26 protein-coding genes are annotated in these 24220 nt (G+C 56.4%); 16 read left to right on the forward strand and 10 right to left on the reverse strand.

Annotation, left to right across the window (positions count from 1 at the left end):
- Window positions 1-476: glutathione S-transferase N-terminal domain-containing protein (locus tag M0974_RS27785; protein ID WP_297844777.1), on the reverse strand; the 476-nt coding region annotated here is incomplete at its 3' end.
- A gap of 21 nt (window positions 477-497) precedes the next feature.
- A complete protein-coding gene (locus M0974_RS27790; protein WP_297844778.1) occupies window positions 498-644 on the reverse strand; it encodes a hypothetical protein in 147 nt (48 codons plus the stop codon).
- Between the two features lie 373 nt (window positions 645-1017).
- Between M0974_RS27790 and M0974_RS27795 the strand changes: the two genes are divergently transcribed.
- The 3 genes from M0974_RS27795 (at window position 1018) to M0974_RS27805 (ending at window position 4648) form a co-directional block, all read left to right on the forward strand.
- Window positions 1018-2643: a methyl-accepting chemotaxis protein gene (locus M0974_RS27795; protein WP_297844779.1), complete on the forward strand. Its 1626-nt coding sequence runs from the start codon at window positions 1018-1020 to the stop codon at window positions 2641-2643.
- A 123-nt stretch (window positions 2644-2766) separates the two neighbouring features.
- Window positions 2767-4011, forward strand: coding sequence for an AGE family epimerase/isomerase (locus M0974_RS27800; RefSeq protein ID WP_297844780.1), 1245 nt, complete (start codon window positions 2767-2769; stop codon window positions 4009-4011).
- Window positions 4012-4033: 22 nt separating this feature from the next.
- Window positions 4034-4648, forward strand: a complete 615-nt coding sequence (locus tag M0974_RS27805) for an LpxA family transferase (protein WP_297844782.1) — start codon at window positions 4034-4036, stop codon at window positions 4646-4648.
- Between the two features lie 262 nt (window positions 4649-4910).
- On the opposite strand, the gene xth is transcribed toward M0974_RS27805, so the two are convergent.
- On the reverse strand, window positions 4911-5699 hold the full coding sequence (gene xth, locus M0974_RS27810; protein ID WP_297844783.1) for an exodeoxyribonuclease III: 789 nt from the start codon (window positions 5697-5699) through the stop codon (window positions 4911-4913).
- A 55-nt stretch (window positions 5700-5754) separates the two neighbouring features.
- A complete protein-coding gene (locus M0974_RS27815; protein ID WP_297844785.1) occupies window positions 5755-6855 on the reverse strand; it encodes an AbrB family transcriptional regulator in 1101 nt (366 codons plus the stop codon).
- Between the two features lie 126 nt (window positions 6856-6981).
- Here M0974_RS27815 and M0974_RS27820 point away from each other — a divergent pair, with 126 nt between their 5' ends.
- Both M0974_RS27820 and M0974_RS27825 read left to right on the forward strand, forming a co-directional pair.
- Window positions 6982-7884, forward strand: a complete 903-nt coding sequence (locus tag M0974_RS27820; protein WP_297844786.1) for a LysR family transcriptional regulator — start codon at window positions 6982-6984, stop codon at window positions 7882-7884.
- A 50-nt stretch (window positions 7885-7934) separates the two neighbouring features.
- A complete protein-coding gene (locus M0974_RS27825) occupies window positions 7935-8162 on the forward strand; it encodes a hypothetical protein (RefSeq protein WP_297844788.1) in 228 nt (75 codons plus the stop codon).
- 90 nt (window positions 8163-8252) lie between these two features.
- On the opposite strand, the gene M0974_RS27830 is transcribed toward M0974_RS27825, so the two are convergent.
- On the reverse strand, window positions 8253-8768 hold the full coding sequence (locus M0974_RS27830) for a nucleoside 2-deoxyribosyltransferase (RefSeq protein WP_297844789.1): 516 nt from the start codon (window positions 8766-8768) through the stop codon (window positions 8253-8255).
- Between the two features lie 108 nt (window positions 8769-8876).
- On the opposite strand from M0974_RS27830, the gene M0974_RS27835 reads away from it, so the two are divergent.
- Window positions 8877-10595, forward strand: coding sequence for a VRR-NUC domain-containing protein (locus tag M0974_RS27835; protein ID WP_297844791.1), 1719 nt, complete (start codon window positions 8877-8879; stop codon window positions 10593-10595).
- Here M0974_RS27835 and M0974_RS27840 read toward each other — a convergent pair.
- The 3 genes from M0974_RS27840 to M0974_RS27850 all read right to left on the reverse strand — a co-directional run bounded on the left by M0974_RS27840 (window position 10576) and on the right by M0974_RS27850 (window position 13514).
- Window positions 10576-10989, reverse strand: a complete 414-nt coding sequence (locus M0974_RS27840) for a cupin domain-containing protein (protein WP_297844792.1) — start codon at window positions 10987-10989, stop codon at window positions 10576-10578. The two genes, M0974_RS27835 and M0974_RS27840, sit on opposite strands and share 20 nt — an antisense overlap.
- A 110-nt stretch (window positions 10990-11099) precedes the next feature.
- Entirely contained in the window at window positions 11100-12533 is a 1434-nt protein-coding gene (locus tag M0974_RS27845; protein WP_297844794.1) for a PLP-dependent aminotransferase family protein, read from the reverse strand.
- Window positions 12534-12614: 81 nt separating this feature from the next.
- Window positions 12615-13514: a LysR family transcriptional regulator gene (locus M0974_RS27850; RefSeq protein WP_297844796.1), complete on the reverse strand. Its 900-nt coding sequence runs from the start codon at window positions 13512-13514 to the stop codon at window positions 12615-12617.
- A gap of 184 nt (window positions 13515-13698) precedes the next feature.
- Between M0974_RS27850 and M0974_RS27855 the strand changes: the two genes are divergently transcribed.
- Both M0974_RS27855 and M0974_RS27860 read left to right on the forward strand, forming a co-directional pair.
- A complete protein-coding gene (locus tag M0974_RS27855; protein ID WP_297844797.1) occupies window positions 13699-14133 on the forward strand; it encodes a DoxX family protein in 435 nt (144 codons plus the stop codon).
- A gap of 177 nt (window positions 14134-14310) precedes the next feature.
- A complete protein-coding gene (locus tag M0974_RS27860) occupies window positions 14311-14811 on the forward strand; it encodes a VOC family protein (protein WP_297844799.1) in 501 nt (166 codons plus the stop codon).
- Between the two features lie 152 nt (window positions 14812-14963).
- Here the strand turns inward: M0974_RS27860 and M0974_RS27865 are convergent, their stop codons facing one another.
- Entirely contained in the window at window positions 14964-15284 is a 321-nt protein-coding gene (locus M0974_RS27865; protein ID WP_297844800.1) for a hypothetical protein, read from the reverse strand.
- A gap of 222 nt (window positions 15285-15506) precedes the next feature.
- Between M0974_RS27865 and pstS the strand changes: the two genes are divergently transcribed.
- The 4 genes from pstS to pstB all read left to right on the forward strand — a co-directional run bounded on the left by pstS (window position 15507) and on the right by pstB (window position 19268).
- On the forward strand, window positions 15507-16526 hold the full coding sequence (gene pstS / locus M0974_RS27870) for a phosphate ABC transporter substrate-binding protein PstS (RefSeq protein ID WP_297844802.1): 1020 nt from the start codon (window positions 15507-15509) through the stop codon (window positions 16524-16526).
- Between the two features lie 74 nt (window positions 16527-16600).
- The gene (pstC, locus tag M0974_RS27875; protein ID WP_297844804.1) at window positions 16601-17596 is read left to right on the forward strand and encodes a phosphate ABC transporter permease subunit PstC; all 996 of its coding nucleotides are present in this window, start codon (window positions 16601-16603) and stop codon (window positions 17594-17596) included.
- Window positions 17593-18489, forward strand: a complete 897-nt coding sequence (gene pstA / locus M0974_RS27880) for a phosphate ABC transporter permease PstA (RefSeq protein ID WP_297844805.1) — start codon at window positions 17593-17595, stop codon at window positions 18487-18489. Before pstC ends, pstA begins: the two co-directional genes overlap by 4 nt.
- Entirely contained in the window at window positions 18489-19268 is a 780-nt protein-coding gene (pstB, locus tag M0974_RS27885) for a phosphate ABC transporter ATP-binding protein PstB (RefSeq protein ID WP_297844807.1), read from the forward strand. The genes pstA and pstB overlap by 1 nt, the downstream gene beginning before the upstream one ends.
- Here the strand turns inward: pstB and M0974_RS27890 are convergent.
- Entirely contained in the window at window positions 19249-20217 is a 969-nt protein-coding gene (locus tag M0974_RS27890; RefSeq protein WP_297844809.1) for a LysR family transcriptional regulator, read from the reverse strand. The two genes, pstB and M0974_RS27890, sit on opposite strands and share 20 nt — an antisense overlap.
- Window positions 20218-20430: 213 nt before the next feature.
- On the opposite strand from M0974_RS27890, the gene M0974_RS27895 reads away from it, so the two are divergent.
- The 4 genes from M0974_RS27895 to M0974_RS27910 all read left to right on the forward strand — a co-directional run.
- Window positions 20431-21231 (forward strand): glucose 1-dehydrogenase, encoded by an 801-nt coding sequence (locus M0974_RS27895; protein ID WP_297844811.1) that lies wholly within the window; start codon window positions 20431-20433, stop codon window positions 21229-21231.
- The gene (locus tag M0974_RS27900; RefSeq protein WP_297844812.1) at window positions 21224-23047 is read left to right on the forward strand and encodes a glycoside hydrolase family 15 protein; all 1824 of its coding nucleotides are present in this window, start codon (window positions 21224-21226) and stop codon (window positions 23045-23047) included. Before M0974_RS27895 ends, M0974_RS27900 begins: the two co-directional genes overlap by 8 nt.
- 39 nt (window positions 23048-23086) lie before the next feature.
- Window positions 23087-23308: a DUF2945 domain-containing protein gene (locus M0974_RS27905; RefSeq protein ID WP_297844814.1), complete on the forward strand. Its 222-nt coding sequence runs from the start codon at window positions 23087-23089 to the stop codon at window positions 23306-23308.
- 87 nt (window positions 23309-23395) lie between these two features.
- A partial coding sequence (locus M0974_RS27910) for a sigma 54-interacting transcriptional regulator (RefSeq protein WP_297844817.1) occupies window positions 23396-24220 on the forward strand: 825 nt, incomplete at its 3' end.

The raw sequence follows: 24220 nt of genomic DNA on the forward strand, positions 1-24220 counted from the left end.
CAAAATTGATCCCCTGCCACATAACCTCCGGTCGACTCCAACGCCTGATTGAGGATGCCGATGTGCCTGGCCCAATCGCGGCAGGATTCAGTGATAGCGTCGCGATCCTGGTGCGTACGCGAATGCCGCACTAACCCCGAAAACGCATAGCTCCACGCACGATTCATTTCCGACGCTTGCCAATCGATCCATTGATCAATTCGAGCCCGTTCGATGGGGGCCGCTGGGTACAGGAACTGCCCGCCGTAGCGGTTCGCCAAATAACGAATAATGGAGTTCGATTCCCAAAGCACGAAATCATCGTCCTTGATGACCGGCACCATTGCGTTTGGGTTTAGCGCCAAGAAATCCAAACTGTGAGTCGATTTAAACCCGCTGCCCCAGTCTTCTCTTTCGAAAGAAAGCCCTAGCTCTGCACAGGTCCACAACACTTTTCGGACATTAATTGACGACGCTTTTCCCAGTATTTGCAGCATATTTGACGCTCCGGCCCAGCACTATGTTGCGGAATGTTCCTTGGAATCGGGTGGAGTCGTCGGGCGCGGTTGTTCGCCCTGCTGGTTAAGTTTTTTATGCCGCTCGCCGACGTCACCGACTACCGGTTTTTTTTGTCCGGCGTCGTCACGTTTGGTTTTCTGCGTCATGGGAATATCCCTCTTGATTGACTTACTGGCTGATAGAGCGAATCAGACGCAGTGCTTCTTTGATTGGCAGAGGCTGCTTCATCCGATCGGTCATGGGCTAAATTTTTCCTGAAGGCTATTCCCTTTATGAGTCAGCAGGTTTTCTGAGGTTCAGTGCAAATGACCGCTGCCAGACGGCAACTCAGCTACGTTCGTCGCAGAAATGCCAAGAGGGGCTGACACAAGCAGAAGACCTGACGATCCAACTGCATTCGTGGCCGTCGTGTATTCAACGTTTCGTCCTCAAGAAGCTTTGGATTCGGTCGATAGTGGTTATCTGTCGTCCGACAATTTAACCATCGTCTTGCCCACAACAAAGAAAGAGCACACGGCCATGAACCTTCGAAATTTGTCCATTGCTCGCCGAGCGGGTCTTGGATTTGCCTTGATTTCCCTGCTGGTCGCACTACTTGGTTGGTTCGCTCTGATTCAAATGTCGACAATTCGTCAGAGTGAAGTGGCGGTCGAAAGCAAATGGATGCCGAGCATTCGAGTGGTGAGTGATGTTCGCGAGTTGATGTTGCGTATCCGTACTATCTCCTTGCGCATGGCGTTAGACCCAGACCCCGCGCACATCAGCGAATACCGCAGCCAGATGGACGTGCGCAACCAGGATTTGGCGAAAAAACTCGAGACTTTCGCCACGTTTATCAGTTCGCCGGAGGAGCGTCAGCTGACGGATCAATTCAAGGTCTCGCTGGCTGATTATCAGCGCGGTATTACCCAGTCGTTCACGTTGGCTCAGCAGAATAACCCTGCTGCGCTGATCAAATTACTCTTGGTCGACATGAAGCAAATCGTCGACGGATCTGGCAAACAGCTCAGCGATTTGAGTGACTTCTACGCAAAAAAGGTTGACCAGGAAGGCGTTAACGCCGAGGCGCAATACAGCCACTCACGCAATATTGTGTTGATTTTTGTCGTGGGTGCCGCCTTGGGCACGATCGTGTTGGCGTGGTTACTCACCAGAAGTATTGTCGGACCGCTTGAAGAGGCGGTGACTGCAGCCGAACACGTGGCTAAAGGTGATTTGACCCAGACCATTCGCATTGGCGGCAAGGATGAAGTGACGCGGCTGTTGCAGGCGCTGGAGCAAATGCAAAACAACTTGCGCACAACCTTGCGCCAGATCGGTAGCTCAGCCACGCAACTGGCGTTGGCCTCCACCGAGCTGAATTCAGTCACCGAAAACAGCAACCGTGGCCTGCAACAGCAGAACGCCGAAATCGACCAGGCTGCTACAGCCGTCAACCAAATGACCTCGGCAGTCGAGGAGGTGGCGCGCAACGCGGTATCGACTTCCGAGGCGTCCACCCAGTCCAATAACTCAGCCATGGCCGGGCAAGCGCGGGTGCTCGACACTGTGCAAGCAATCGAATCGCTGGCCAGTAACGTCGACAACACCTCAAAGCTGGTGCAGAACCTGGCCGACCAGTCGCAAGACATCGGTAAGGTCCTCGACGTCATTCGGTCGATTGCCGAGCAAACTAATTTGCTGGCCTTGAACGCCGCAATAGAAGCCGCACGGGCCGGTGAGTCCGGTCGTGGTTTCGCGGTGGTGGCCGACGAAGTGCGCGCGCTGGCGCACCGTACTCAGCAATCTACGCTGGAAATCGACAAGATGGTCACGGCCATGCGCAGCGGTTCGGCCCAGGCGCTGGAATCGATGCATACCAGTCGCGAGCGCGCCGGCTCAACGTTGCAGCTGGCACAGGGCGCAGGGGAGTCGCTCACCGACATCACCAAATCGATCAATCAGATTTCCGAACGCAACATGGTCATCGCCAGCGCCGCAGAACAACAGGCACAGGTCGCCCGGGAAGTGGATCGCAACATCGTCAACATTCGTGATCTGTCGATGCAGTCTGCCTCGGGAGCCCAGCAGATCAGTGTTTCCAGCAACGAGCTGTCGCGTCTGGCGGCCGAGCTGAATCAAGTGGTGACACGCTTCCGCGTTTGACCGGTGACGCTGGGTGACATTCCTGCACTTGCACCCGGCAAGCCTCGACACGCATGATCTGGACTCTACTGACAGTCTTACCGTCAGCACCAGATCCTGTTTGTCACGGAGGCAACGTCGTCGATGGAAGAGGTAAATCGCGGTTTCAGCAGTTGGTTGCAGGCACCGGGGCATGCGGCCTGGTTGTCGATGGAAGGTAATCGGCTGCTGGCGTTCGCCAAGGCATCGAAGCTCCCCCAAGGCTTCGGCAATCTCGATGATCACGGGCGCTTACCCGATGATGCGCGGGCCGAAACCATGAACACGGCGCGCATGACCCACAGTTTTGCCGTGGCGCATATTGCCGGTATTCCCGGCTGCGCGGCACTAATAGATCATGGCATTGCAGCACTCAGTGGTCCATTGCGCGACGCCGAGCATGGTGGCTGGTTTGCCACGCCGTTGGCCCACGGGACCGACGACGGCAAAGCCGCTTACCTGCACGCATTTGTCGCTCTGGCGGCCAGCTCTGCGGTGGTTGCCAACCGTCCTGGCGCCAGTCATTTGCTGGCTGACGCTATCCATGTGCTGAAAACGCATTTCTGGAGTGAAGAAGAGGGCGCCTTGCGCGAGTCATTCGCCCGGGACTGGAGTCACGAAGAAGCCTATCGCGGCGCCAACAGCAATATGCACGGCACCGAGGCTTTCCTGGCATTGGCCGATGTGACCGGCGACAGCCTATGGCTGGACCGTGCGCTGAGCATCGTCGAGCGGGTGATTCATACCCATGCGGCCGCCAACAATTTTCAGGTGGTCGAGCATTTCAGCCTGGATTGGCAGGCGTTACCGGACTACAACCAAGACAATCCGGCAGACGGTTTCCGACCGTTTGGCACCACTCCCGGCCACGCCTTCGAATGGTCGCGGTTGTTGCTGCATCTCGAATCCGCCCGTCGCCTGGCAAAGCTGCAGACCCCGCACTGGCTGCTTAAGGACGCCAAGTTACTGTTCGACGGCGCCTGTCTGCACGGCTGGAACGTCGACGGTGCGCCTGGCATTGTTTACACGCTGGATTGGCAAAACCGTCCGGTGGTGCGTCATCGGCTGCACTGGACCCACGCGGAGGCCTGCGCTTCTTCGGCGGCGTTGTTGCAGCGCACCGGCGAAAAAAAGTACGAAGATTGGTATCGATTGTTTTGGGAATTCAACGAACGCTACTTCATCGACTATCTGAACGGCAGTTGGCGTCATGAGCTGAACCCTCAGAATGAGCCGAGTGCTGATATCTGGCCGGGTAAACCGGACCTCTATCACGCTTATCAAGCGACCCTGTTGCCATTGCTGGCATTAGCGCCGAGTCTGGCCACTGGCCTCGCTCGTTTGGGCTAGAGGCAGAGGATAAGGACTTATCTTGATAAAAGTTTCCGATTACATCAGTGCATTTTCGGGCTCAGCGCTCTCGCGCTGGGCCGACTTGGCGCCATGGGAGTTGGTCAGTCGGGCGCCAGAAATAGTTCTCGAATTGCTGGTCGAGTTACCTGCCGACGAGTACGAAACCCGTGGCGATGTGGCGATTCACCGAACGACTATCGTTGAAGTGGGCGCAGTGCTCAAAGGGCCGCTTATCATTGGCCCGCATTGCTTTGTCGCCTCTGGGGCTTACCTGCGGGGGGGATGCTGGATTGATGAACGCTGTATATTCGGCCCGGGCGCCGAGCTTAAAACCTCGTTCGTGTTCAGTGGCAGCAAGCTCGCGCATTTCAACTTTGTCGGCGATTCGATTCTCGGCACCGGGGTTAATCTGGAAGCCGGCAGCATCGTCTGTAATTACCGCAATGAGCGGGAACACAAAGAAGTTCGAGTGCGTGTCGGTGGCCAATTGCAGGGGACCGGGTGTGACAAGTTCGGTGCGCTGATCGGTGACCAATCACGGGTGGGCGCCAATGCAGTGATTGCGCCGGGTGGGCTGTTACTACCGGCATCAATAGTGCGTCGTGGGCAAGTGTTTGATGCCGAGGTGCTGTAAGCCTTGCGCATATCACCGATTCGGGTGGGAGATTGCGCCCCGTCTTCGACGCCGCACTGTCGCGCAGCAAACACAGTCAATGTAGGAGCGCGCTTGCGATTGGTCCGGGGTCGCGCTCCGTCGCGGGCAAGCGCGCCCCTACAGGTAGCTGTCATGTCATTAAAGTCTCACGAAATTTATGACTGTTTTTCAATAAATTATGCGTTGTTTGATAAGATCGAACGTGTTGGCGAAGGCTTCAGCCAGACGCCCGAAAATCCGGCTACTCATCAATTGCCAGTTCAATCCACGTCGGTGCATGGTCGCTGGCGTGGGGCAGGTCACGGGGCCAGCGGTCCACGCCAGCGTTTTTCAGGCGCGGTGCGAGTTTGGCGTTGAGCAACAAATGGTCGATACGCAGGCCAGAATTGGTTTGCCAGTGCTTGCGAAAATAATCCCAGAACGTGTAAATCCGCTCATCCGGGTAACGGGCGCGCAAGGCGTCGGTCCAGCCTTGGGCCAGCAGGCGCTGAAAACACTCTCGGCTTTCAGGCTGCAACAGCGCATCCTTCAACCATGAGCGAGTGTTATAGATGTCTTCGTCGGTGGGAATCACGTTGTAATCACCGGCCAACACTACCGGGTGGCCGCTGTCGTACAAGCCTGCGGCGTGCTCGATCAGCTTTTCGAACCACGCCAGTTTGTAGTCGAATTTCGGACCTGGCTGTGGGTTGCCGTTAGGTAGGTACAAGCAGCCGACGATCACCCCATGCACGGCGGCTTCCAAATAGCGACTGTGGGAGTCTTGTTCGTTGCCAGGCAGCCCGCGCCTAATCTCCAGGGGGTCCATGCCTTTCGCCAGAATCGCTACCCCGTTCCACGACGACTGCCCCTGCCAGATCGCACCATACCCGGCGTCGCGAATGTCACCGATGGGGAAGGCCAGATCGGTTGCCTTGAGCTCCTGCAAACACACCACATCCGGCGCTTCACGCTCCAGCCATTCCAGGAGGATGTGCAGGCGCGCGCGAATGCCATTGATATTGAACGTGGCGATTTTAAGCAGGTTCATTGGCCGATCTCACGTGACGGGTCTCACTCCTTTGAGGCGCTCCGCCGCGAGAGATTCAATGCGTTGTGCTGACCGCTGGAGTGTTTTTTTCCGTCAGGCGAATGATCAGCCGGGCAAAGAAGCCGCCGCTGACGATGACCCCAAACAAGCGCAACGTTTGCATGGCCAGCACAAAGCCAACGTCCGAATGAGTATCCATGGCAATAATTGCCATGGAGTCCAGGCCGCCGGGGCTGGTGGCAAGGTACACCGAGAGAAAATCTTTGTTCATTAGCTCGGCCAACAGCCAGGCCGACAGCGAACACAGCACGATCAGCAGCAGCGATCCGCAGATCATTGCCGGCAAGCGGCGCCACACATACAACACGGCAGGCCGGTCAAAACGCAGGCCGATGTAGCAACCGATAGCTCCGTAGGCGAATGCCAGCAGCCAATGCGGCAGACTGATTTGCAGCAGCCCGGTAAGTTGCAGCGCGCCGCCGATTAGCAGTGGCAGCAGCAATGCGCCGGCTGGAATCTTGCCGCTCAGGCCTACACCGACCACGATTGCCAGTACGCTGAGCGCAATACTTAACGGATCAGCATGTTGCGCCACCGTAGCGCTTGCCTGGGCCGCAGTCACGCCACTGTCTGCACTCAATAGGTGGCTGACCAGCGCACCGATCATCACCACGCACACCACTCGCACGTATTGCATCGTCGCCACGACCCGCGCATCGGCGCCGGACTCTTCAGACATCGCGACCATGGCCGATGCCGCACCCGGCGCAGTGCCCCATGCCGCAGTGCTGCCGTCAATGCCAGCAAAGCGCACCATGACTAACCCGACGAAGGTGCTCAATAGAATGGTCAGCACCGTTGCGAACAGCATGTAGTGCCAGGACTGAGCCACCGTTGCCAGCACCGCAACCGTCATGGCGTGAGCAACCAACATGCCGACGAAGCCTTGGCCGATGCGAAACGCTTGCTTATGAATGCGGATGGTCGCACCGCTAACACCAAACAAAATGGCGACCAACATAGGCCCAAGAAACAGCGCGGCAGGAATATTCCAGTATTTGAGCAGTTGGCCGGATGCGCCGGCCAATGTGATCAACGCGAGCCATTGAATGAAGGGGGGTTGGGTATGCAGCGAAAAATCGGACACGCGAGACACTGAGTTTCTCCAAAGCATCGGTTTTCCTCGTGGAATGTTTACCAACGCAACGTGTTTAGTATCGACAGCTCAATCGATCAAGTCTATTTTCTAATAGTCATGAATCTATAACTTTGGTTGATCAATATGGACCTTCGCGACCTTACCTATTTTGAAACAATTGCCGAACTGGGGCACCTCGGCCGTGCAGCGGAGAAACTCAACCGCAGCCAACCAGCGTTGACCAAAAGCATCCAGCGATTGGAAGAGTCGTTCGGCACCAAACTGTTCCAGCGCGATGGTCGTCGAATCAAGCTGACACCCGTCGGGGAATTGCTCCAGGCGCGGGGCAAGCAGTTGCAACAGAGTATTGCCGAGACCCAGCGCGAAGTCCGAGACTTCGCCAGTGGTGTGGTAGGCAATATCCGACTGGGCTGTGCAGCCACCATGGCTGAGTACCTGCTACCCGAGCTGACCGCGACGTTATTGCAGCGTGCCCCCGACATCACCTTGAAGCTGGTGATTGGCCAGGACGACATGTTGCGCGACCTGCTGCGCTCCGGGCAATTGGACATGATCATCTGTCCGTTGATTAGCAAAGACGAACAATTCGTTAGCTTTCCGGTGCTGGAAGATGAAGCGGTGGTGGTTGCGAGCCCCAGCCATCCTATCTTTGCCGCGCCGGTGCAGATGAGCGATCTGTGTCACTACCGCTGGATACTGCCGCCTACTGGCGTGTCGTCGCGGCAATGGATCGATACTGCGTTTCGCACCAATCAGCTGCCGCCGCCCACGGTGCAGGTTGAAACCAATTCGATTTCATTGCTGCCGCGCCTGATTGCTCAGACCAACTTGTTGAGTTTTATCGCCCGGGAGATGCTGGAGTTCGGTACCGGTATGAAGTATTTGCGCGAAGTACCGCTGCCGCAAACCACCATGAAACGTACTATCGGTCTTACCTTACGGATGGGCGGCTACTTGTCACCTGCGGCGCAGGCCATGGTGCAAATGCTGCGCGACAGCAACGGAAGCTTTTTCAACCCAAGCTGATAGGGTTACTCTGTGATCAACCTCAGTCAGAGCAAAAGGAGACAAGCCCAATGAATGTAGACGCGTATGCGACCATGCAGCCCCTTCAGCAACCTTTCCTGTTCGGTGGCGATCAATCGCCACTGAATGATTCCGATGCGGATGAAGACGACAGTTATGGAGGTTACGGCGGCGACGTCGAGCTCGACCTGGAGGACCTGAGGCTTGAAGAGTTCAGTGACTCGGACAAGCTGGACTCGACCCATGGTGGCGATGTTGGGTCGTCGTCATTGAGCTGACACCGAGGCGCTCCATTCGCCAATAAAGTCGCCCCCACGGGAGATGTGCGTGAAACCTGTGGGAGCCAATTCATTCGCGAAGACGTTCTGTCAAACGCCACCACCTTGCGCCAAGTGCCGCGCCAACGCCGGCACGGCTTCTTCTGCTGTCGCACTGGTCCCGACCCAGCTGCACGCCAGCATCAAATTGCGCGGCAGACCGAAGTCCTCGACCATGAATCCTTTTGCGTCAAACCCCTGGTGATCATGGGGCACCAGTTCGCGCATTGACCCCACGTGCTCAAAATACGCCCATACAGGTTTGCCCAACGCTACTGCCATGCCGACTTCGAACGCCGTCCCAGAATCCGGCTCGAGGCCGCGAAACACATTCAAATTAGCCAATACCGCCGTGCAGTGCCGAATCATGACAATGTTCATCGCACAAATCTGTTGCGCGGTGGCTTGGGGTGTTCGGTGCTCGTCGACTTCGTTATCGAACGGGTACAAACCCTCCAGCCCATGCCCCCTGCACAGGTCTTTCAGATAGCGGCCGTGGTCGATGGCGTCGGACCTGAAGACATCGAAGCCCGCCAGATAAACCTGAGGTACAGAAGATTTTTTCATGGGGATACCCTGTGTTTTTTGCCATGCGTCGATTCTAGCTTGCCTGAATGAGCGTGCGCTGGTATCTGTACGGATAACCAGTACTCGTCATATTCTCTAGGCCTTTCTGTGAACAACAAGTACGTGAACAACAACGCCGCGAACAGTAACCCGCTCGAAAACCCGTTTTATTACCTGATCAATTTTCAGCATGTGCTGGAGTGGATTACCGCACGCTATGCCGACGTCCTCGACAGCAACGAGCGCCAGTTCATCAACGATTTCCTGGGCCTGCCCCAAGCCGCGCAGGGCTTGCTGGTAAGAATGGTCATGCGCAAGGGCACGCTCTTTCGCGCTAGCAAATTGAGCTACGAAGAAATTGGTGATCCAACCTCAGCGGTCCAACCGTTACTGGAAAAGGGTTGGGTCGATCCTCAGCCTTACATCAGCCTGGACGAGTTATTCGTGTTACTGCGTAAAGCCGAACTTATGTCGTGCTTGCGGGCACATGGATTAAAAAACTCGGAAAAGAAAGTCGACGTCCTGGAAAAGCTGCGCGGGTTTTACCCTGATCCGCAGTCGATGAAACAATGGCACAGTGCGTTCGATGAACCGGTGTATGGCCTGAAGGTCATGGACGTGTGCGAGCGGCTGCGGCTGCTGTATTTCGGCAATTTGTATCAGGAATGGTCCGAGTTTGTGCTCGCGGACCTCGGCGTCTATCGCTACGAAAAAGTCGAATTTACCGTGGACTCCCGCTGCATCAACGAGCGTGCTGACATCGACACTTGTTTGCAGCTGCACCGTTGTCGCCTAGCCCTTGAGCAGGCGATGACCGGTGAGGAACTGGCGCAATTGGCCCAGCTAGGGCTCGCCGTCGACACTCGCAGCCTGTGGCTGAAGATGCGCCGGTCCAAGCTGCTGTATCAGATCGGTCAACAGGCCGAGCGGTTGCAGGATTGGCCGTTGGCGCTTGCGGTGTATGAACAAAGCGAATACCCGGGCGCTCGCTTGCGACGGATCCGGGTTCTGGAGCGCAGCGCGGACTATCCGGCCGCCATGGCGTTGCTCGAATGTGCGCAATGGGTCCCGGAAAATGCCGCCGAAACCCAGAGCCTGTTACGCATCTTGCCGCGCCTGCAACGCAAACTGGGGTTGCCAGCCGAGCGTCGGCGTAGCGCCAAGCCGTTGACCCGTCTGGATCTAACCGTCAACCAGGCCATGGACTTGAGCGTTGAACAGATGATTCAGTTGCACTTGGCCGATGATGCCGCGCCGGTGTACTACGTCGAAAATGCGCTGGTTAATTCACTGTTTGGCTTGCTGTGCTGGTCGGCAATTTTCGCGCCGCTGCCAGGGGCGTTTTTTCACCCGTTTCACAGTGCGCCCAGTGATCTGCACAGCCCTGACTTTTATCAGCGCCGAGCAGCGTTATTTGACGACTGTTTGCACCAGCTGGACTCCCAAGCGTATCTGCTCACCATTCGGCAGCACTTCAAGGCCAAGCATGGCCTGCAATCGCCGTTCGTGTTTTGGGGCACCTTGACGGAGGAGTTGCTGGAGCAGGCACTGCATTGCTTGCCTGCAGAGCATCTGCGGCACTGGTTCCGTCGCTTGCTGTTGGACATCAAGGCCAACCGCACAGGGATGCCTGACCTGATCCAGTTTTACCCGGCAGAGCAGCGCTATCGAATGATCGAAGTCAAAGGGCCAGGCGACCGCCTCCAGGACAACCAACTGCGCTGGCTGGATTTCTGTGCGGAGCACGGCATGCCGGTGGTGGTGTGTTATGTGCAATGGTCATCGGAGTCGCCGGCAGAGCTGTCGGCTATTTTGCCAGCGGCGTGAGCACCGGGTCTTTTTCGTCGAGCACCATGTACACCAACAGTTTCGCCGGTTGGGTCGCGCTGGCGTTTTTAGACACGTAGTGTTTTGCGCCTGCGGGTTCATACCAGGATTGACCCGGTGTGTAGGTGGTTTCCTTGCCGTCATTTACCTTGGAGATGATCGCACCTTCAAGCACGTAGGCCATCGTAGTGCCCGCGTGGGAGTGGGGGATCGATGCCTGACCTGGAAGGTAATCAACGGTCAACATCAGCACCTTCTTGCCTGGTGCGTTCAGCGCCGGGTGATCCTGCAAAATAGTGATTTTCTCTTGCGCGCCGTCGTGGGCGAAAGTGCCGATTGAAAAAGCCAACGCCAACCCGGCGAGTACTGAAGCGACAACGTTACGGGTGTTCATGGTGATTCTCCAGAAGAGTATTTCAGTGCCCCACCAAGTTAAGCGAGGCCTCCCGAGCAGAACACTCCCAATCCACCGAAAGATCAGTAGGCCAATTTAGGTGGCGATCTTCAGGCTATTTGTATCAATAACGATTTAAGTCGGTCCAGGGCGAGGTCGATGTCGAGCGTTTCGATGGCGCCGAAGCCCATGAGCAGCCCTGGCCTGATCTCGCTGTTGTGGTAGAAAGGTGCCAACGAATACAAGCCGATGTCGGCTTTCTTAGCCAGTTCGATGAGCAGCGGGATGTTCACCTCAACCTTGCACAGCAGGGCCATATGAAACCCGGCAATAGACGGCACCCCCTCGAACCAAGGCGCGAGATCGCTGTGGACACGGGCAAGAATCCGCTCCCGGCGCCCGGCATAAACCCCATGGCACCGGCGTATGTGTTTGAGCAGATAGCCGTCGGAGATGAACTTGGCCAACGCCCATTGCGGCAGGGTAGAGGTGTGCCAGTCGGTGAGTTGTTTGGCGTTGATCACTGCCTCAATGAGCGCAGGGGGGAGCACGGCATACCCCAGGCGCAATTGGGGCAGCAGGGTTTTCGAGAACGTTCCGACATACGCCACGATCCCGCGTTCGTCCATGCTTTGCAGCGAGTCGGTTGGACGTCCTTCGTAACGGAAATCACTGTCGTAATCATCCTCGATAATAACCGCTCCCAGTTGCTGGGCCCGCTCCAATAGCGCTACGCGTCGCGCCTGGCTCATGGGCATGCCCAACGGAAATTGGTGAGACGGCGTAACATAAATAAGCCGCGTCCCCTCGGGAATTAGCTCGACACAGATCCCCTCGCTGTCTACCGGTATGCTCGCCACCTGCGCACCTTGCGCTGAAAATACCAGGCGCGCTGGCGTGTAGCCGGGGTCCTCCATGGCGACAATGTTCCCCGGCTGGATCAGCACTCGGGCAATCAGGTCCAACGCTTGTTGCGCGCCATTGCACACAACAATGTCTTCATCAACACAGACCACACCGCGTGAAAACGAGACATGCTGGGCAATGGCTTCGCGCAGTGAGGGCAAGCCTTCAGGTTGGCTATAAAAGCCCAGTGAGTTGGACATTTTGCGCAGGGCGTACTGCGTGCAGCGACGCCACTGTTCTTCTGGAAATTGATTTTTACTGGTCGCGCCGCCAATGAAATCGTAACGCGAGGTGCCCTCTAGCGAGGGGTGGCGTATGGGTGATTTCAATTCTTGCCAGTGTTGAAGTATTTCGGCGCTGGCGAACTCCGATCGACTTTGTTTGGGGCGCTTGATTGGGGGGCGCGCGTTTACAAATGTGCCGCTGCCGATTTTGCCCACCAGAAAGTTTTCGTAGGTCAAAACAGAATACGTATCGGAGATGGTCTTGCGCGAGATGCCCAGTTGTTCCGCCAGCAAACGGCTGGGGGGCAGCCGAGTCCCTGCAGCCAGCCTGCCGGTTTCAATCGCTTCGCGAAGTTGTTGATAAAGCTGACTGGCGAGGTCCTTGCGGCCCGTGATGACTACATGAAGTTCCATACATCGATTCCTGACGTTTGTTTCTGCAGTCGAGCTGGAAATAGGACGTGGCTTTCCAACGTCTGGGTAGGCGTAAACATATTAATCCACCTGCCCAATAAACCGCTGGATCAACCAACTGGCCGCAGGGCCGGGCGGGGTGTCAGTGCGGTAGATCACATCGAAGTTATAGGGGCTGCTGGTGATTTCCGGCAGTTGAAGCTGTACCAGTCGGCCGCTGGCAAGGTCTTCGTCAATCATATGAGTCGGCATGTTGCCCCAGCCGATGCCCTCCCGCAGCAACATATGTTTCGCGCCAAGGTCGGCAAGACGCCAACTGCGTGGGCTGACCACTGCAAATTCCCGGTTATGGGTCAGCGACGAACGATCCGACAACACCAATTGCACATGCTCACGGGCAGCGCCGGGCAGGTTTGGACTGCCCGACGCCAGTGGGTGATCGGGCGCAGCAACCGGCACTAACACCACATTGCCCACCGCGATGCGCTCGATACCGCCAATGTCCGCGTGCAAAGGGCCGCTGACACCCAACGTTGACTCCCGCTCCAACACCAGTTGCGTCACCGCGCCCAATGCTTCAATTCTCAAGCGCAGCGACACGGTGGGAAACTCATTGCGGAACGCCTTAAGCGCGTCCACCACCCGTGAGGAGGGCAGCATCACGTCCAATGCCAAGTGAACTTCGGCTTCCAATCCGTGGACCAGCCCTTTGACCTTGGCGCGCAAGCCGTCGATGCCACTGAACACCGTCCGCGCTTCGATCAGCACCGTGCGACCGGCTTCAGTGAGCTGCGGTTTACGTGTGGTTTTGCGGTCAAAAAGCAATACTCCCAGTTGCGATTCCAGGTTGCCTATCGAATAACTGATCACCGATGTCGCCCGGAACAGCTTCCGTGCCGCACCAGCGAAGCTGCCTGCTTCAACCACTGTCAGGAAAACCCGCAGTTGATCAAGTGTCGGCGTGCCTGGGTCTGAACTCATGTGGTTTTCCTCGAACGTAGCGCCAGACTTTACCGGTGAATGGGTGAGCCAAACAGCCTATGTTCGAAAAAATAGAATGTAATAACTGAAATTAGTCGGCTATTGCGTTATCTGAAGGAGTGCCAGAATCCATCCATCGAAGCAAGCCACACCGGTTTTGCTGACTCAATTAGGTATGGATTTCATGTCGCAATCAGCCATTTCCACCTCGTCCCACACTGCTTTGAATTCGTCTACCGTCAATGCCAGCCTAGCCTTGGCCGGTCGGATCATGATCGCTGCCATCTTCCTGCTGTCGGGGTTTTCGAAGATCACCGCACCGGCAATGATGATCGGCTATATCCAGTCTGTGGGTCTGCCACTTCCGGCGGTCGCGTTGGGTCTGGCGATTCTGGTTGAAGTGGGCGGGAGCATTGCATTAATCCTCGGCTATCGGACCAAACTGATCGCCGCGATCATGGCCCTGTTCACCGTCGTCACCGCGATCGCCTTCCACAACAACCTGGCTGACCAGAACCAGTTCATTCACTTCTTCAAAAACATCGCTATGGCCGGTGGCTTGCTGCAAGTGATCGCCCTCGGTGCCGGACGTTTCAGCCTGGATGCCCGTCGCGGTTGATTAATCGGATTCACTGCCAATCTTGAAACACACGCTAAAGGCCGAAGTGATGACACTTCGGCCTTTAGCGTTTTTCGCGTTCTGCTTGGAAATAGATGTCGATTCCTGCCTGGTGCAAACGACTAAGAATTAATCGCGGCCCTTGTCAGGTCGCGAACCCACGACAGGAGAAACGTCATGCGCATGCAGAAAATCAGCCCATGCTTGTGGTTCGCCGATGAAGCGCAGGAGGCCGTCGACTTTTATACCGGCATCTTCAAGAACTCGCGCGTCATCGGCATGACGCGCTACAGCGAAGTCGGATTTGAAATGCACCGTCGACCTGCCGGCTCGGTAATGTCGATTGTTTTCGAGCTAGAAGGGCAGACCTTTACTGCACTGAACGGTGGCCCTTTGTTCAAATTCACCGAAGCTGTTTCACTGCAGATCTACTGCAAAACCCAAGGCGAAATTGACCATTATTGGAACGCCCTGACAGCGGGAGGAGACAGCGCTGCACAACAATGTGGCTGGTTGAAGGATAAATATGGATTGTCATGGCAAGTAGTACCGGAATTGCTGGCTGACATGATCAATCACAACGATCCGAAAATAACCGACAGGGTCATGGCGGCCATGATGGAGATGAAAAAGCTTGATCTGGACATGTTGCAGCAAGCGATTGATGGAGGTGATTGAGGCGGCAAGTTCTTCGGCTATCTGTAGGAGCCAACTTGTTGGCGAGCGTCTTAATGCGGCATATCAGTTGTATCGCCTCGCCAACAAGTTGGCTCCTACAGAGGGGCAGCAGACTGCTCCGATTTCGGGGTAATCCATTCGGTGCAGGGGAATCACTTACTGCCACCACCCGCGCCACCACCCGCACCACCGCCACTGCCGCCGCCCATACCCTTGCCATTACTCATGCCGCCACCATTGGTAGTGCCACCCGAGTCGCCGTTGTTGCCTTTCATGCTTCCGGAATTGTCGGGGTCCATGGTGTCTTTAGACGCCCCTGTGCCGTCGGGGACGGTGCCGTTTTCCATCGGTGCCGGGGTTTTCGGCACATTGTCGACGGGATTTGTCGGGCCGGTGGATGAGCTGCTAGCCGCGCCAGCTGCCGATGAAAGCAGGGCCGCGAACGCCAATACGGCCAATTTAGTGTTGAACATGGTTTGATCTCCGTAGTTAGGTCGATACAAAAGATTGGTCCGGGACGCCGATAAATAGGTGCCGATTCGGCCGACCGGCGGTTAATGGCGACCTGCCAGCTATTGGGCAGAAATTTCGCAACATCCCGACGCACTGTCATCAAGCGGAAATATTTAAAGCATTAAATCGTCACGGCTACTCCCTTGTGGGCTAACCACAAAATCCCCCTTTCTGAGGTTTCCGTGATGTTGCTGACAAAAACCCGTCTGACGCTTTTGCTGGCCTCGTTGTGCCTGAGCGGTATGGCACACGCGACTGATGTAACCGGTGCAGGCTCGAGTTTTGTATTCCCAGTGATTTCCAAGTGGTCCCAGGACTACAGCAAAGCATCGCCGAACCGCATCAACTACCAGTCGATTGGTTCGGGTGGCGGTATTGCTCAGATCAAAGCAGCGACTGTTGCCTTCGGTGCCTCTGACGCCCCGTTGTCGGCCGAAGACCTTCAGGCTTCCGGGCTGGGTCAATTTCCAAGTGTGATCGGCGGCATCGTGCCGGTGTTTAACGTTGAAGGCATTGAAGCTGGCAAGCTCAAGCTTGACGGCGAAACCCTGGCGAAGATCTTCATGGGTACCGTTAAAACCTGGAACGACACAGCCATTGCTGCGTTGAACTCAGGCCTGACGCTGCCAGCCACTGCCATCACCGTGGTTCACCGTTCGGACGGCTCAGGCACTTCGTTCAACTTCACCAACTACCTGGCCAAAGTCAGCCCTGAGTGGAAAGCCGGTCCAGGCTTCGGTACTGCAGTGCCATGGCCAGTGGGTGTGGGCGGCAAGGGTAACGAAGGTGTTGCTGCCTACGTGAAGCAGATCAAAGGTTCGATTGGTTACGTTGAATACGCTTACGCGTTGACCAACAAAATGAACGCCGCTCAGTTGAAAAACGCTGCGGGCAAGTTCATTGAGCCTAACGCCAAAGCCTTCCAGGCTGCTGCTGACACTGCCGATTGGGCCAGTGCCAAAGACTTCAACGTGATCATGACCAACGCACCGGGCGACAATGCGTGGCCGATCACCGCGACTACCTGGATCATCATGTACAAAACTCCTAAAGATGCCGAGCAAAGCAAGGCGGCATTCGACTTCTTCAAATGGTCCCTGGAGAAAGGTCAACAACAAGCCGCTGCTCTGGATTACGTCGCGCTTCCAGGCTCGTTGGTTCAGAAGATCGAAGGTTATTGGAAATCCGACTTCAACCATTGATCTGAAGCCTTTGGCTCCCTCTTATCCCGCCATTAAGGTGGGGTAACAGGGAGCATTCTTGTGAGTGGACCTTGATGACTGAACACACCCAAACCCTGTCCACGACTCATTCCAACGTCGACAGCACTGGCGACAAGCGCGCGGCCCGGGATCAACGTCACGATCTGTGGTTTCGACGGACGATGATGGGTGCTGCACTGTTGGTTCTGTTTTTGTTGATCAGCATTGCCGGGTCCACCTTGTGGGGCGGTAGCCTGGCGTTTAGAACGTTCGGCCTGGATTTCCTTACCAGTTCCGAATGGGACGCGGTAAACGGTCACTTCGGCGCAGTGGTGCCTATCTACGGCACGCTGGTCACGTCGTTTCTGGCCCTGTTGATTGCTGTGCCCGTGAGTTTTGGCATCGCGATTTTCCTGACAGAAGTTGCACCCCCTTGGCTGCGGATGCCGATTGCTTCGGCCGTCGAACTGCTGGCCGGGATTCCATCGATTATTTACGGCATGTGGGGGCTGTTCGTGTTTGGCCCGTTCATGGCGGAGTACTTGTCGCCCTGGATCAATGATTACCTGGGCGCACTGCCGTTGATTGGCTCGCTGTTCCAAGGGCCACCGCTGGGCATAGGCATGCTGACTGCCGGCATTGTTCTGGCAATCATGATCATGCCGTTCATTACCTCAGTGATGCATGAAGTGTTTCGCAGCGTACCCACCACACTCAAGGAGTCGGCGTACGCCCTGGGCAGCACGACCTGGGAAGTGGTTTGGGACATCGTCTTGCCTTATACCCGCTCGGCCGTGGTCGGCGGGGTGTTTCTCGGTTTGGGCCGCGCACTGGGCGAAACCATGGCGGTGACCTTCGTCTTGGGTAACGCCAACCAGTTCTCGGCTTCGCTGCTGATGCCCAGCAGCTCGATTGCCTCGGTGATCGCCAACGAGTTCAGCGAGGCCTATACCGACTTGCATCGCTCGGCGTTGATTGCGCTGGGCTTCTTGCTGTTCGTGGTGACCTTCATCGTGCTGGCTCTGGCGCGACTGATGTTGATGCGCCTTTCACGTAAGGAGGGGCTATGACAGACGCTAACGAAAAACAGAAAGTCAGCAACGAAGCCCTTTATCGACGCCGCAATATCAAGAACTGGGTGGCGATGATTTTGAGTTGCGGCGCCACCGTGTTCGGCTTGCTGTGGTTAGTCTGGATTCTGCTTACCACCATCATCAACGGCTTTCAGGCGTTGAACCTGCGATTGTTCACCCAGATGACGCCGCCGCCTGGCACCGAAGGCGGTTTGGCCAATGCGTTCTACGGCAGTGCGCTGATGTCCGGCATCGCTCTGGTGATTGGTACGCCGATTGGCTTGATGGCGGGGATTTGGCTGGCGGAATTTGCACGCTATACGCGTCTGGGCACCACCATCCGCTTTATCAACGACATCCTGTTATCCGCGCCCTCCATCGTGTTGGGCCTGTTCATTTACACCGGGGTGATTCTGCCGCTGAACATGCTGACCAACCACCAGGTCGGTTTCTCGGCCATTGCCGGCGCCTTAGCCTTGGCGCTGCTGGTAATTCCGGTGGTAGTGCGTACCACCGATGAAATGCTGCAACTGCAGCCCTCGACCATGCGCGAAGCCGCGTTGGCGTTAGGTGTGCCGCAGTGGAAGTTGACCCTGCAAATCGTCTTGCGAGCGGCCAAGGCCGGTGTTGTCACCGGCGTTCTGTTAGCCCTGGCCCGGATTACCGGCGAAACCGCGCCACTGTTGTTTACCGCATTCGGCAATCAGTTCTGGAGCAGTAACCTGCTCAAGCCGATTGCCAGCGTACCGGTTGTGATTTTCCAGTACGCCATGAGCCCCTTTGATGACTGGCATTCGCTGGCTTGGGCGGGCGCGTTGATCCTGACGCTGTTCGTGTTGATCCTCAGCTTGCTGTCCCGTCTGATCCTTTTGCGCAATAGGTTGACCTGATGAATAACCTCGCCCTAGCCAACGAAAAAACCAAGATTCGCGTGCGCGACCTGGAGTTCTTCTACAACGAACAACGCTCGCTGAAATCCATCAATATGGATATTCCAGAGAAACGCATCACTGCGATCATTGGCCCTTCGGGCTGCGGAAAGTCGACGCTGCTGCGGGTGTTTAACCGTATTTATGCGATGTACCCCAAGCAGGAAGCCAAGGGTGAAGTATTGCTTAACGGCGAAAACATCCTTGCACCGGGTTATTCGATGAACCGCCTGCGCAGCCACGTGGGCATGGTGTTCCAGAAGCCGGTGCCATTCCCGATGTCGATCTTCGACAACATCGCTTACGCCGTACGTCACCACGAAAAGCTTTCACGTCGGGAAATGGAAGAGCGCGTCGAGCAAGCCCTACATGGTGCAGCGTTGTGGGACGAAGTTAAAGACAAGCTCAAGCACAGCGCTCAAAGCCTTTCCGGTGGTCAACAGCAGCGCTTGTGCATTGCCCGAACCATCGCTTTGCGCCCGCAAGTGTTGTTGCTCGACGAACCCACTTCAGCCCTCGACCCGATTTCCACCGGCCGTATCGAGCAACTGATCACCGACCTCAAAGAGCAGTTCACGGTGATCATCGTTACCCACAACATGCAGCAAGCGGCACGGGTTTCGGATTACACCGCGTTCATGTTCATGGGTGAACTGATCGAACATGGCGACACTGACACCATCTTCACCAAGCCGGGCAAGACCCAGACCGAAGACTACATCACGGGTCGATTTGGGTAAGGCTGTTTTCTGCAATAAGAGGCACAGCGATCGGCACCTGCGGCCGGTCGCTCATGAAGGCTTCTAACCTGCCGCGCAACCAACGCTCGGCAGGATCGGAATCGCTGAGGCTTAGCCAGACCATAGACAGTTCCAGTGTTGGCGTCACAAACGGCAACGGCTCGTCAAATAATCCCCTGGCTGCTGCCGCCATCGCCATGGCGGTGTAATCGGGTAAGCTTGCCAGCAGGTCGGTGCCGGCCATTAGCGCCGGCAAGGTGCTGTACTGCGGAATCGACAACACCACATGCCGTTTGCGACCAATCGCCCGCAACCACTCATCCGAGAAACTGCTGATATTAGCGGTGTGCGAAACCACCACATGCGGACGCGAGCAGTATTCGTCCAGCGTCAGTGGCGTCGATGACTGATCGGCGCGCAACACGCGTGGGTACATGGCGCGCAGCTGCTTGCGCTTGGCGTTAGCCGGCAAATCTTCAGTACGGCTGATGCCCACAGTGATTTCACCGGACATCAGCAGCTCTGACATATTCCAGTGATCGACGTGTTTGACCACGATCACGATCATCGGCGCTTCTATGCGGATAGCGCGCAACAACGCCGGCAACAGCCCGTATTCGACGTCGTCGGACAGCCCGATGCGAAAGGTCATGGTGCTGTCGGCCGGGTTGAAATCACGGGTCAAACTCAGCGCGGTGGACATCGCATCCAGCGCCGGTGATAGGTGCTGAATGACTTCCAGGGCTCTGGCGGTGGGTTCCATACGGTGCCCGACCCGAACAAATAACGGATCGTTCATCAGCGTACGCAAGCGGTTAAGCGCGGCACTGATGGTAGGCTGGCCGAGGAACAGTTTCTCGGCCGCACGGGTCACGTTGCGCTCTTGCATGAGTGTTTCAAAAACCACCATCAAATTGATGTCAGCTTTGCGCAATTCGTTGCGATTCATCGGTTGCCGTCCCCTGAACATCTATCTATGGCCAATCAGCCAAAAAACACGCGTGCGTGCTTGTAGCAGTTAAGAGCTTGTAACAGTTTAAGAAGACGCATGTCCTACCGTCTACCTCGGCTTTAGCAGGGTGTGTGCTTGTTAGCAGTAAATGAACTTACGGCTATCGGCACCAGTCATCCTTTACAGGCTATCCGAGAGGTTGAATCCCCCATGCATATTTCACTGAAACAGCAAGTTGCCTTGGTCACTGGTGCCAGTTCAGGCCTAGGGGCAGGCGCAGCCCGGGCCTTGGCGGCGGCGGGTGCTGCAGTGGTGATCAACTACAACTCACATGCCGAACCTGCCGAACAGCTGGCGAACGAAATTCGTTCCGCTGGCGGCCAGGCCATTGCGATCGGTGCCGATGTCTCAAAGGAAGACCAAGTTGAACACTTATTCGCTGAAGCCATAAAAGCGTTTGGTTTTCTCGACATATTAGTCGCCAATTCCGGGCTGCAGAAAGATTCACCCATTGCCGACATGAGCCTTGCGGACTGGAACACGGTGATCGAGGTCAACCTTACCGGACAGTTTCTGTGTGCTCGGGCGGCCTTGCGCCAGTTCGCCAAACAGGGTGACCGGCCTGGGGTATCGCGCGCGGTGGGCAAAATCATTCACATGAGCTCGGTGCATCAGCTTATTCCGTGGGCCGGGCACGCCAACTATGCAGCCTCCAAGGGTGGCGTCGATTTGCTGATGCGCAGCATCGCGCAGGAAGTAGGGCAGCAGCGTATTCGCGTCAACAGTATTGCGCCGGGCGCCATTCGTACTGCAATCAATGAAGAGGCCACCCACGGCGCGGCGCTGGAAAAGCTCTTGAAGCTGATTCCTTATGGCCGTGTCGGCGACGCAGAGGACGTGGCTAACGCAGTGGTATGGCTGGCCTCAGATGCATCTGACTACGTCCACGGCACCACGCTGTTCATCGACGGAGGTATGAGCCTGTACCCGGAGTTCCGCGACAATGGTTGACAAAAATGAAGCGCAAAATCCTATCGAGAACCACGGCATCATTGGCGACATGCGCAGCGCAGCACTGGTTGCCGACACCGGTAGTATAGATTTCTGCTGTTGGCCAGACTTCGACAGCCCTTCGATTTTCACCGCGCTGCTGGATACGCCAGCGGCTGGCATCTTTCAGTTGGCCCCAGACTTGCCCGACGCCCGTCGACAGCAAATTTATCTGCCGGAAACCAACGTCCTGCAAACCCGTTGGATTGCCGAAGAGGCGGTGATCGAAGTCACAGACCTGATGCCCATTACCCACAGTGAAGATGACTTGCCGCGGATCGTCCGTCGGGTCAACGTCCGTTATGGTCGCGCCATGATTCACCTGCGCTGCGCGGTGCGTTTGGACTACGGCAGGGCAAACACCGAAGCTTGCATCGACGGCAAAGACGTGTGCTTTGCCGCGCCGGGCCAGCCCGGCATGCGCTTGTCGGGCACCCAACCGCTGCACCTTGAAGGTCATTGCGCAGTGGCCCAATTCGAGCTGAAACAGGGCGAACTCGTCGAGTTCATTTTGGGCGGGGTCGACGATCCAGAAGTCGATGCCGGTAAATGCCAGCGCTACATGGATGAAACGTTGAATTTTTGGCGCAACTGGAGCGCCAAGTCCAAATACCGTGGGCGCTGGCGCGAAACGGTCCATCGCTCAGCACTGGCGCTGAAGTTGCTGACCTCGCGCAAGCACGGCGGGATTATTGCCGCTGCAACCTTTGGTTTACCCGAGGTGGCAGGTGGCACGCGCAATTGGGATTACCGCTATACCTGGATTCGCGACGCCTCGTTCACGGTCTACGCCTTCATGCGCTTGGGCCATATCGACGAAGCCAACAGTTTCATGCGTTGGGTTCAGGGCCGTATGGGCGATTGCTGTGACGACTCCGACGATTTGGGGATTCTTTACTCGTTGCAAGGTCAAGAGGAACTGCCCGAGGAGGCGCTTGCGCACCTGTCCGGCTTCGGCGGAGCCACCCCAGTGCGTATTGGCAACGAGGCTTATAAGCAGACCCAGCTGGATATCTATGGCGAACTGATGGACGCGGTGTACCTGGCCAACAAATATGGCGAGGCCATTTCCTACGACGGCTGGAAACATGCCTCGCGCTTGGTGGATCAAGTGTGTAAGAAATGGCGAGGCAAGGATGTCGGTATCTGGGAGATGCGCGGCCCGGGTCAGCACTTTCTGCACTCGCGTCTGATGTGTTGGGTTGCGTTGGACCGAGCTTTGCGCCTGGCATCCAAACGTTCGCTGCCGGCGCCATTTGATCGCTGGGATAAAGAGCGCCAAGCCATTCACGATGATATCTGGAAGCATTTCTGGAACGAGGACCTCGGGCATTTCGTTCAGCATAAGGGCAGCCGTAACCTGGATGCTTCGATGTTGCTGATGCCGCTGGTGCGTTTCGTCGGCGCCAGCGACCCGCGTTGGCTGTCGACGCTGGATGCGATCGAAGGGCATCTGGTGCGCGACGGCATGGTTTATCGCTACCGTAACGACGACGTGAATGGCGATGGGCTGGACGGTGACGAGGGTGCGTTTACTGCCTGTTCCTTCTGGTACGTCGAGTGCCTGGCGCGTGCCGGTCGAGTCGAAAAGGCGCATTTGGAATTTGAGCAGTTGTTACGTTATGCCAACCCGCTAGGGTTATACGCAGAGGAATTTGATACCCACGGTCGGCATCTGGGCAACACACCACAAGCGTTGAGCCACTTGGCGTTGATCAGTGCTGCCAGCTTCCTCGACCGCAAACTGGACCATGACGACACGAAGTGGCAGCCGTAAAGGTCCATTAAAAAGCTTTTCTATAATAAGGAGAGTGTCATGAGCCATACCTTTAAAGTCGGTGACCACGTTCGCTGGAATTCCGAGGCGGGTCATATCATTGGCAAAGTTACCAACGTGCATGTGGCGGAGGTCGAGTTCATGGGCCGTACTCGCCATGCGTCCGAAGAGCATCCGCAATACGAAGTGAAAAGCGACAAGACCGGGCATTTGGCGATGCACAAAGAAGAGGCGTTGGAGCGGGTGGCGAATCACAGTTGATGCCTAGGCACCGTCCCCGGTTGCTATTTGCCCGAGTCATTTTGATAATGCGTGTGCGGTCCTGATGACCATACTCACGGAGTCATAATGACCAACCCCTTGCTGCTTGCACTGGTGCCTTTGGTGGCTGATCTGTCGCGGGAATTACCCGATGATGAGCGCTATCGACGACTGCTGCGTTCGTTGCGGCAACTGCTGCCGTGCGATGCGGTGGCATTGCTCAAGCTTGAGGGCGATGTGCTGATTCCGCTGTCGGTGGAGGGTTTGAGCCCCGACACCTTGGGCCGACGGTTCAAGGTGCAAGAGCATCCCCGGCTGAAAATCCTCTTGGAAAACCGTGGCCCCACGCGCTTCTCAACCGATTGTGGTTTGCCCGATCCATACGATGGCTTGGTCGAAGGTCACCAAGGACACCTTGAAGTCCACGATTGCCTGGGCTGTGCGCTGTATGTTCAGGACAAGCCCTGGGGTCTGATTACCCTGGACGCTCTGGACCCCTCAACCTTCGGCCGGGTCGATCTGGATAACCTTGAAGCGTTCGCCAGCCTAGCTGCAGCCACGGTGATGGCCAGTGAGCGGATCAACCAACTGGCGCGTAATTTCGAAGACCAACGGCAATTGGCTGAGGTCTACAAACGTGCCGCAGGCGGGCGTGGGCCGCGAGAATTGATCGGCCAAAGTGCGATTCACAAGCGCATGCAGCAAGAAATTCAATTAGTAGGCAACAGCGCGTTGTCGGTGCTGATCACCGGCGAAACCGGGGTTGGCAAAGAACTGGTGGCCGAAGCGATCCATCTGCAGTCACCACGAGCGCGAAAACCGCTGATCAGCCTCAACTGCGCAGCGTTGCCCGAGTTGCTGGTCGAAAGCGAGCTGTTTGGGCATGTCAAAGGCGCGTTCTCCGGCGCGGTC

The organism is Pseudomonas sp. (assembly GCF_026224925.1).
GTDB lineage: Bacteria > Pseudomonadota > Gammaproteobacteria > Pseudomonadales > Pseudomonadaceae > Aquipseudomonas.

Coding starts and splice junctions, on each gene's coding strand:
- M0974_RS27790 (WP_297844778.1), bottom strand. CDS start 644: ATGACGCAGAAAACCAAACGTGACGACGCCGGACAAAAAAAACCGGTA.
- M0974_RS27795 (WP_297844779.1), top strand. CDS start 1,018: ATGAACCTTCGAAATTTGTCCATTGCTCGCCGAGCGGGTCTTGGATTT.
- M0974_RS27800 (WP_297844780.1), top strand. CDS start 2,767: ATGGAAGAGGTAAATCGCGGTTTCAGCAGTTGGTTGCAGGCACCGGGG.
- xth (WP_297844783.1), bottom strand. CDS start 5,699: ATGAACCTGCTTAAAATCGCCACGTTCAATATCAATGGCATTCGCGCG.
- M0974_RS27820 (WP_297844786.1), top strand. CDS start 6,982: ATGGACCTTCGCGACCTTACCTATTTTGAAACAATTGCCGAACTGGGG.
- M0974_RS27825 (WP_297844788.1), top strand. CDS start 7,935: ATGAATGTAGACGCGTATGCGACCATGCAGCCCCTTCAGCAACCTTTC.
- M0974_RS27830 (WP_297844789.1), bottom strand. CDS start 8,768: ATGAAAAAATCTTCTGTACCTCAGGTTTATCTGGCGGGCTTCGATGTC.
- M0974_RS27840 (WP_297844792.1), bottom strand. CDS start 10,989: ATGAACACCCGTAACGTTGTCGCTTCAGTACTCGCCGGGTTGGCGTTG.
- M0974_RS27845 (WP_297844794.1), bottom strand. CDS start 12,533: ATGGAACTTCATGTAGTCATCACGGGCCGCAAGGACCTCGCCAGTCAG.
- M0974_RS27850 (WP_297844796.1), bottom strand. CDS start 13,514: ATGAGTTCAGACCCAGGCACGCCGACACTTGATCAACTGCGGGTTTTC.
- M0974_RS27855 (WP_297844797.1), top strand. CDS start 13,699: ATGTCGCAATCAGCCATTTCCACCTCGTCCCACACTGCTTTGAATTCG.
- M0974_RS27860 (WP_297844799.1), top strand. CDS start 14,311: ATGCGCATGCAGAAAATCAGCCCATGCTTGTGGTTCGCCGATGAAGCG.
- M0974_RS27865 (WP_297844800.1), bottom strand. CDS start 15,284: ATGTTCAACACTAAATTGGCCGTATTGGCGTTCGCGGCCCTGCTTTCA.
- pstC (WP_297844804.1), top strand. CDS start 16,601: ATGACTGAACACACCCAAACCCTGTCCACGACTCATTCCAACGTCGAC.
- pstA (WP_297844805.1), top strand. CDS start 17,593: ATGACAGACGCTAACGAAAAACAGAAAGTCAGCAACGAAGCCCTTTAT.
- pstB (WP_297844807.1), top strand. CDS start 18,489: ATGAATAACCTCGCCCTAGCCAACGAAAAAACCAAGATTCGCGTGCGC.
- M0974_RS27890 (WP_297844809.1), bottom strand. CDS start 20,217: ATGAATCGCAACGAATTGCGCAAAGCTGACATCAATTTGATGGTGGTT.
- M0974_RS27895 (WP_297844811.1), top strand. CDS start 20,431: ATGCATATTTCACTGAAACAGCAAGTTGCCTTGGTCACTGGTGCCAGT.
- M0974_RS27900 (WP_297844812.1), top strand. CDS start 21,224: ATGGTTGACAAAAATGAAGCGCAAAATCCTATCGAGAACCACGGCATC.
- M0974_RS27905 (WP_297844814.1), top strand. CDS start 23,087: ATGAGCCATACCTTTAAAGTCGGTGACCACGTTCGCTGGAATTCCGAG.